At 48.4% G+C, this 9276-nt stretch carries 2 protein-coding genes; both read right to left on the reverse strand.

Translation table 11 applies throughout. The features are described 5' to 3' along the window. Window positions 1-5 precede the first annotated feature (5 nt). A complete protein-coding gene (locus GS601_RS15030) occupies window positions 6-6107 on the reverse strand; it encodes a non-ribosomal peptide synthetase (RefSeq protein WP_162424100.1) in 6102 nt (2033 codons plus the stop codon). 6 nt (window positions 6108-6113) lie between these two features. Beyond that, window positions 6114-9263, reverse strand: a complete 3150-nt coding sequence (locus tag GS601_RS15035; protein WP_162424101.1) for a non-ribosomal peptide synthetase — start codon at window positions 9261-9263, stop codon at window positions 6114-6116. Window positions 9264-9276: the final 13 nt, after the last annotated feature.

The following is a 9276-nucleotide window of genomic DNA, read 5'->3' on the forward strand; positions in this document are numbered from 1 at the left end:
AAGGGTTAATGCTGTTTGCGTCGCTTAGTCAATTTCAACCTCTGAAGGCTCAATTGCTCTAGCTCCTGTGCTTTCGTTTGCTGGTGTTGCTGCTCGGCTGCAACGATCCAGGTAATAAGTTCTTTTAATGGCACCTCCGGTTGTTCGACAATTTGACGTAAAACCGTTGAAAAACACTGTAGCCATTGATTCATAACGTCGGCATCCAATCGAGTCGGGTCATACAACAGTTGCAGCGATAACTCTGTTTCGGGAATCACTCGCACAGTGAGCGGATAGCCATTATTCACGCTGGAACTGACTCGCTGAATTTCTAACTGAGTCGATCGCTGTCTTAGAGATTCATCGATCGGGTAATTCTCAAATACAATCAGGCTCTCAAATAGCGGTAAGCCTGGAGCAAGATCGCTCCACCTCTGAATTTGTACCAGTGGCGTGTATTCATACTGTCGGGCTTCACTTTGTTGAACTTGAATTGCTTGAAGCCAGGGAATGAAAGCAGCAGCCGGATTAATCTGCACCCGCACAGGCAGAGTATTGATAAACATCCCAATCATAGAATTCGAGTCAGATAGCGTCACCGGACGACCTGCTGTTGTTGCACCAAATACTACATCCTCGCTGCCACTGTGATAACTCAATAACAGTGCCCAAACTCCCTGAATCAGCGTGTTCAGTGTTAGCCGATGCTGTTGAACCAGGGATTGCAGCGCAGCAGTTGTTTGGAGCGTGAACGATCGCGACAGAATTGCGGCTTCACTGGCTCGATCGATTTTGGCTACCGAGTTGCTGAATCGGGTTGGGGTCGTAAATCCTTGCAGCATTCGACTCCAAAAGGCTTCGGCTGAAGCAAGATCCTGGTTGATTAACCAGGTGATGTAATCCCGATAGGGACGAGTCGGCGGTGCAAGTACTGATTGTTCCTGATAGAGCCGTTCATAGGTGGCGAACACTTCCTGAAACACTAGCGGCACAGACCATCCATCTAAAATCAAATGATGGAAATGCCAGATAAATCGGTAGGTGTCTTCTGTCAGTCGGATCAGGAGAATCCGACTCAGTGGAGCTTGGTGGATTTGAAACCCACGCTGTCGATCGTCTTTCAATAAAGCGGCAATCTGGGCTTGCTGCTGTTCTGAAGACAAGTTGCGCCAGTCTGCCTCCTGCCAGGATAGGGAAGCCTGCTGTCGCACAACTTGCAAGGGTCGATCGAGTCCTTCCCAAACAAAAGCAGTCCGAAAAACAGGATGGCGATCGACGATCCGCTGCCAGGTTTGCTGGAGAACAACGGTATCCAATTTTCCGCACAAATTAAATGATAGTTGGGTGCTGTAGAGTCCGTGGTCTGGCGCATACAGCGTGTGAAACAAAATCCCCTGCTGTGCTGGAGAGAGCGGATACAAATCCTCAATCGTGCGATCGCTGCCAACTAATCGATCCAGCGTTATTTGATCCAGTTCTGCGATCGGAAAGTCTGAAGGGGTGCTTCCTCCAGCACCAAGAGACAGGCAATGATCGATCAATGTTCTCAAGGATGCGACAAAGGCTTGCATGAGCGCGGCGATCGTGGCGGATTGATGCACTGCTTGACTGTAGGTGCAGTTGAGATGCAGTTGTCCTCCTGTGACTCCAGCCTGAATGTCCAATAGATGATAGCGACTGCCGGACAAACTTTGCAGGGGTGCAGCAGACTCCGGCGCAAGCTCGAACAGAGAAGACTCTGGCAGCAACTGATCAAACTGACCCAGATAATTGAAGCTAACTTGGGCTTGAGGCAGCGATCGTAGTGGTTTAACAGTGTCTTGATTGAGATAACGCAGCACTCCATAGCTCAATCCACGAGTAGGAATCCGGCGTAGCTGCTCTTTAATCGATTTCAATGCCTCAGCCGGATCAGTGATATTTGTCAAATCTAGCTGTACTGGAAATAGCGTGGTAAACCAGCCAACTGTGCGCGATAGGTCTATGTCTTCCCAAAGCTGTTCGCGTCCGTGACCTTCCAGATTTACCAACAACCGGGAAGTTCCAGTCCATTGAGCGAATGCCTGAACCAGTGCGGTCAGGAGTAAGTCATTGATTTGAGTGCGATAAACAATAGGTACCTGCTGCAACAACGTCTGTGTTTCTGCCTGACTCAGATTAACGGACAGCGTATGAGTGTTGGCAACAGTGTTAATTCCATTTGGGAAATCGATCGGAAGCAACTCTATCCAACTGCGAGACAGCCAATAGGTTTGAGTTTGTTGTAATTCCTCAGACTGTGAATAGAGTTGCAACTGTTGCGCCCACTGTTTAAAAGCAGTCGTTTTTGCAGGTAGCTGCATGGCGCGTCCCTGAAGCTGCTGCTGGTAGAGCATTTGAAAATCTTCTAACAAGATGCGCCAAGACACCCCATCCACAACCAAATGATGAATGATGAACAACAGACGACTGGATTTGCCAGCGCCAAAATTAAACCAGACCACCCGTATCAGCGCTCCCTCTGCCAGATTCAGGCTGGCTTGCAGTTGCTCGATCGCTCTAACCATTGCACTATTTTGTTGTGTGTCTGGCAGTTCAGAGAGATCGATCGCAGCACAGGGATCAGGCGACAATTCTGCATTTACCGCTTTCCAACAGTTTCCTTCTTGATAAAACCGCGATTGTAGAGCATCGTGATGGCTCAGTAACTGCTGCATCACCTGTTTGAGAACAGTGAAATCCATCTGCTGATGCACTGTTAGCAATACTGCTTGATTCCAATGGTGTGTGTCTGGCAATGACTGCTCAAAAAACCAGTGTTGAATCGGGGTCAGCGGCAGTGAACCTATGACTACCCCCTGTTCAGCTATTGCGTGAGAGGCAGTACCAACGACGGCTGCTAGCGCCTGGATGGTCTGATGTTGAAACAACTGCTTGGGAGTTAAATGCAATCCGGCTTGATTCGCTTTTGCGATGATTTGCAGGCTGAGGATGGAATCCCCTCCCAATTCAAAAAAGTTATCCTGTACACCGATTGTCTCGATCGCCAATACCTGCGACCAGATCCCTACAAGCTGCTGCTCAACAGGCGTTTGGGGAGCGATGTAGCGAGCGGCTAACCTCGATCGAGCTATCTCCGGCGCGGGTAGGGCGCGGCGATCGATCTTTCCACTGGGAGTTAGCGGCATCTGTTCCAGCCAGACGAAGGCTGAAGGAATCATATGCTCTGGCAATCGCTGGTTCAGCCAGTTTCGTAATGCCTGAATTGTAATTTCCTCGTGATTTCGGAGAACTCCGTAGGCAACCAGATGCTTCTGTCCGGTTGCTTCTTCCCGCGCCACTACCACTGCTTCCCGTATCTGGGGGTACTGACTCAAGACCGCTTCAATTTCACCTAACTCAATCCGGAATCCCCGAATTTTGACTTGGTAATCCGTCCGACCCAAAAATTCAATCGCTCCATCCGCCCGATAGCGAGCTAGATCGCCTGTGCGGTAGAGCCTTGCTCCCGGTACATCACTAAAAGGATGCGAAATAAATCGTTCTGCTGTGAGTGCCGGACGATCGAGATAGCCTCTTGCCAAACCCATCCCGCCGATGTAAAGCTCACCAGGAACCCCAATTGGTACAGGCTGCAAGGAGTGATCAAGCAAGTGAATTTGCGTATTAGCAATTGGGCGACCGATCAGAACCGTGAATTGCCCAGAATGGCGATCGCATTCCCAGTACGTCACATCGATCGCGGCTTCGGTGGGTCCATAGAGATTATGTAAGGTGGCATCTAGTTGCTCAAAAAAGCGATTTTGTAGCTCCACAGGTAAGGCTTCACCACTGCAAAAAACCTGTCGGATACAACAGCAGGCTTCTGATAATTTCGGCTCCTCCAGAAAGACCTGAAGCATAGACGGAACAAAATGCAGCACAGAAATATTTTGTTCTGTAATCAGCCCGACGAGGTAGGCACTGTCTCGATGTCCCCCTGGTTGAGCCATCACTAGACAAGCACCCGTAGCAAGCGTCCAGAAGAATTCCCAGACCGATACATCAAAGCTAAACGGCGTTTTTTGAAGGACGCGATCGCGGGGCGTTAACTGATACGTTGCTTGCATCCAGCAGAGACGATTATCAATGCCTCGATGGGTATTCATCACTCCTTTCGGCTTGCCTGTAGAGCCAGAAGTGTAAATCACATACGCTAAATTCTCTAAGCTGGCAACAGGGTTAGGATTAGTGGAGCATTCCTGAGCAATCTGCTCCCAGTCGGTATCTAGACAAAGAATTTGCCCCTGAAATTCCGAGACGATCGGCTTCAAATGCTGTTGGGTTAGTAAAATCGGGACTTGAGCGTCTGTCATCACAAACGCTAATCGATCGCATGGATAGTCTGGATCAAGGGGCACGTAGGCTCCGCCAGCCTTAAGAACTGCCAGCAGTGCGATCGCCATTTCTAGCGATCGCTCCAGGCAAATTCCTACTCGCACCTCTGCTCTGACTCCTAATCGATGTAGGAAATGAGCGAGTTGATTGGCGCGAGTATTTAATTCTCGATAGGAAAGGTGTTGCCCTTCAAACACAACGGCGATCGCGTCGGGAGTTTTCTCGACTTGTCTTTCTACCCGCTGATGCAAACAAAGCTGCTCTGGATAAACAACCTGGGTTTGATTCCATTGAATCAGGAGTTGCTGTTCTGCTGCGGTCAGTAACGGTAGCTGACTGAGGCGCTGCCGTGGATTGGTGACGATTCCTTCCAACAACATTTGCAGGTGTCCGATCAATCGCTCTATTGTATCGGCTGCAAACAAATCACAGTTATATTCTAGTCCGCCTAACAATCCTTGTTCAGTTTCACTAAAGAGAAGCGATAAATCAAACTTGGCAGTGCTACTCTCCAAGGGTTGAGGAGTGATTGTTAGCTCTGGTAATACCAATGCAGTTGTTGGCACATTTTGCACCCCAAACATGACCTGAAACAGGGGAGCATGGCTCAATGTCCGCTCCAAATTGAGCGCTTCGATCAGTTGCTCAAACGGGAGATCCTGATGAGTGTAAGCCTGCAAAGTTGCTTCTCGCACCCGCGCCAGTAACTCACTGAATGGGGGATCGCCCGATAGATCCGTTCGCAGAACCAGTGTGTTAACGAAGCAGCCAATCAAGGATTCCGTCACACTTTGGGTGCGATTGGCGATCGGCGTACCAACCAAAATATCCGTTTGCTGAGTATAGCGATATAGCAGCGTCGTGAAGGCTGCCAGCAGGGTCATGAATAGCGTGGCGTTGTGCTGCTGACTCAGTTGCTTGAGCTTAGGAGTGAGAGAAGCCGAAAGTTGCAGCCAGCAGCTTTTTCCTCGAAAGGTTTGAACCGGAGGACGTGGATAATCTGTGGGTAGCGATAACAGCGATGGTAAAGGGTGCAAATGCTCCTTCCAGTAGGATAGGTGCGTGTTCAGTCGATCGCCCTTGAGAGATTCACGCTGCCAGTAAGCAAAATCGGCATATTGAATCGGGAGTTCTGGCAATGGAGAGGGATTGCCTTGAGAAAAAGCACGGTAAAGAACCACCAATTCACGCATCAATACCTGCGCTGACCAAGCATCCGAGACAATGTGGTGAATCGTACATAAAATCACGTGCTCAGAGGATCGCAACCGCAGCAGTGTGATTCGTAAAAGCGGAACCTGACTCAGATCAAACGGTTTTTGAGCCGCTTCGATCGTAAGGCGCTGAATTTCTGTTTGCTGTTGAGCAGTCGATTTTTCGGACAAATCTACTACAGGAATTTTCAGAGTGACAATCGGATGGATCACCTGGAGCGGTTGCCCTTGGTGCGCGACAAAACCGCTCCGCAGCACTTCGTGACGTTGCAGAATTTCATTCAAACTCTGCTCCAACGCTGGAACATTCAAACAACCTTGCAAGTGCAGAACTGTGGGAATGTTGTAAACAGCATTCTCTGGCTCTAACTGATTCAAGATCCACATTCGCTGCTGCGAAAAAGACAGCGGGTTCCCTACCTGTGCAGGGCGACGAGCCACGATCGACTGCTGGCTAGAATCCATAGATTCACCGCGCAGACGCTTTTCCAGAAGGGCGCGTTTTGCGTCTGAAAGCTGCGATTTTCGAGTTGCGATCGAGTCGTTGTGCTGCATAATCTTCTATCCCACCTTTTGAACAAGTTCTTGCGCTTCTGTTTCGGTTAGTTCTTCAATTTCCACCAGCAGGATTGCCTCGATCTGCTCAGCGACCTCTGCAACCGTATGCGCCTCAAATAGTTGACGCAGTGGAAGTTCCACCTGAAAGGTCTGGCGTAATCGAGCTAGTACTTGAGTTGCCAACAGGGAGTGTCCGCCTAGCTCAAAGAAGTTGTCGTAAATGCCAACCGTTTCCAATCCCAGAATTTCTGACCAGATGGCGGCGATCGTCGTTTCAACCGAATTGCGAGGCGCAACATAAGATTGGGCAGATCTAGCTTTTTCAGGTAGCGGCAGTGCGTGACGATCGACTTTACCGTTGATAGTTAGTGGCAGTGCTTTTAACTCCACAAAGGTAGCAGGAATCATATATTCCGGTAGTTTCTGCTTCAAAAATTGGCGGAGTTCTAACACAGGAATTGAGATGGTAGATTTCAGTACTACGTAAGCTGTTAGCACCAGATTTTTGGGATCATCTTCCCTCAACAGCACGACGGATTCTTTCACATCTCGATGGTGCAACAATAACGCTTCAATTTCTCCCAACTCAATCCGAAATCCATGCAGTTTAACTTGTTGGTCAACGCGCCCCAAAAATTCCAGGTTGCCGTCGGGTAAATATCGAACCAAATCTCCGGTTTTGTAGAGCCGCTGATTAAGCTGATGAGAGATGAACTTTTCAGCAGTTAGATCAGGACGATTCAAATACCCTCGCGCCAGTCCTGCACCACCGATATAAAGTTCACCTGCGACTCCGATCGACACAGGATTTCCGCTGCCATCCAGAACATAAAGTTGCGTGTTGTCGATCGCTCGCCCGATTGGCACTGTTTCAGAGATGCGCTCGGCTAAAGACTCCGGTTTAACCGCGTAAGTGAGTACCCCCACTGTTGTTTCCGTAGGTCCATAATGATTAAAAATTTCACAGGTAGGCATCTGTTGCTGAATCTGCTCAATTAAGCTCCAACGGCAAACTTCTCCGCCCAAAATTAATCGCTGTCGGGGCAAAATTTTGGTTGAATCTGGACAATCGAGTAAGGCTTGTAGATGGGAGGGAACAATTTTGAGACAATCGATCGGGTGCTGGCTAAAATATTCAACCAGCGCTTGGGCATCACAGGTGCGCTCAGCCGCAATGATATGTAAACAGCCGCCACTACAGAGACAGGGAAACAGCATCGTATAGCTGAGGTCGGCTGCCAGTGTGGATACGATCGCATAGCTGGCGTTTGGTGGAAAATTCAACCTTGCTGAAATGCTGTGCAGGTAGTTGAGAATCTGCCGATGTTCAATCGCCACTCCCTTGGGTTGCCCAGTCGAACCAGAGGTGTAAATGATGTAGGCAATGTTTGTCGGGGCGATCGCAAGGTTGGGATTCTCAGAACTGGATTGAGCGATCGTTGCTTGATCGTGATCCAAACAAATTACCTGGGACAACGGTTCAGGCAGGCGGTTCAATAACGATCTCTGGGTGATGACGATCGGCACTTGAGCATCCTGTAAGCGAAACTCTAAGCCAGCAGTTGGTAAGGCTGGATCTAGCGGCAGGTAAGCACTTCCTGCTTTCAGGACTGCCAAAATTGCGATAATTAGCTCTAACGATCGCTCCAAATAGATCGCAATTGGAATATCTGGTACAGCCCCGCATTGTTGCAAGTAATGAGCTAATCGGTTAGCTTGATTGTTTAATTCTCGATAAGTCATCGAGTGATTCTCAAATACCAAAGCAATGGCATCGGGAGTTCGCTCAACTTGCTGTTCAAATTGCTGAGGCAAACACTCGTTAAGTGGATGATCAACTGCTGTGTTGTTCCATTGAACTAGCAGTTGATCACGGTCTTCCGCACTCAAAAGATTAAGTTGAGCGATCGAACATTCTGGTTGACTGGCACTGTCAAGTAGAGTCTGTAGCTGAGATGCGAGACGCGCGATCGCTTGAGTAGAAAACAAGTTGGAATTGTACTGCAACTCTATCGTTAGATGACCTGCTTGGGTAAAGCTGTTGAGTTTTAGGTCGAAGCGATCGCTATAAACCTGCTGCCGTTCAATTTCCCAGGATAGTTCTGACACGGATTGGGATAACTGCTCAGAAAACTCAAAGCTTAAAGGAAAGAATTCTTGATCCTTCAATCCATCAAACCTGTCCTGCCACTCCTCCATTTCCTGCCAAGTTTGATGAATCTGACGCAACACTTCGCTGAATAACATCTCTTCTGTTAAACAACTCTTTAATGGTAAAGACTGGCTCAATAAGCCAACAACAGACTCTAATTCTTCATACTGTTGATAGCTCCAAACAACTCCGGTCGTGATCTCTGTTTGTCCAGTAAGCCGCCTGATCAACACCTGCCAGCACGCTAGTAGAAAGAGCGCGATCGATACACCATACCGCTCTGCTGTCGCTTGAATTTGAGTGTTAATTTCAGGCGAGAGGGGAACAGAATAAACCTGTGGCTTAAATGAAGTGATACCATCTGAGATCACTCTAAATGGCAACTTTAATGAGGTTAGCTGCGAATTTTGCTGCCAGTACGATTCCGCAATGTTGTTTTCTTCTAACAGTTCATTCTGCCACTCTGAGAACTGCACATACTGCACCACTTCCTCTGGTGAAATTTGATCAGTTGAGTTGTGCGTGTAAGCTTGAAATAGATCCTTTAGCAAATTTTGCAGACTTTTTGTATCTGCACAGAGCGCAGGCAATGTCAGAACTAACAAGAATTTCTGGGGTGACAGTGCAAGTAAGAGCGATCGCAATAATGGTAACTGCTCTAGATTATCGAACTCGCCTTGCTCCGCTGTAATTAACTGTTCGATCTGAGAGGCTTGGGTTTTAGAATCTTCAGCGCTTAGATCGAGGTGTCGCCAGTTAATTGAAGCTACAGGATGAATAACTTGCAGCGGTTGTTTCATCCCAGCCCGACGACCAAACGTAGTTCGTAAACTGTCATGGCGATTCACGACAGCTTGGAGAGCGGCGTGTAGGCGATCGACATCAATCTCTCTCAACCGAATCACAGATTGAGCAACATAGCGATCACCAGATGCCTGTAGCGCCCATAATCGATTTTGTTGAGGAGACAACCTGTATCCTGTAATGATTGGGTCTTGCATAGATGTATTTCTC

Source organism: Myxacorys almedinensis A (assembly GCF_010091945.1).
Lineage (GTDB): Bacteria > Cyanobacteriota > Cyanobacteriia > Leptolyngbyales > Leptolyngbyaceae > Myxacorys > Myxacorys almedinensis.

Excerpts from the sequence above, each read along its gene's own strand:
- GS601_RS15030 (WP_162424100.1), bottom strand. The coding sequence starts at position 6,107 with ATGCAGCACAACGACTCGATCGCAACTCGAAAATCGCAGCTTTCAGAC.
- GS601_RS15035 (WP_162424101.1), bottom strand. The coding sequence starts at position 9,263 with ATGCAAGACCCAATCATTACAGGATACAGGTTGTCTCCTCAACAAAAT.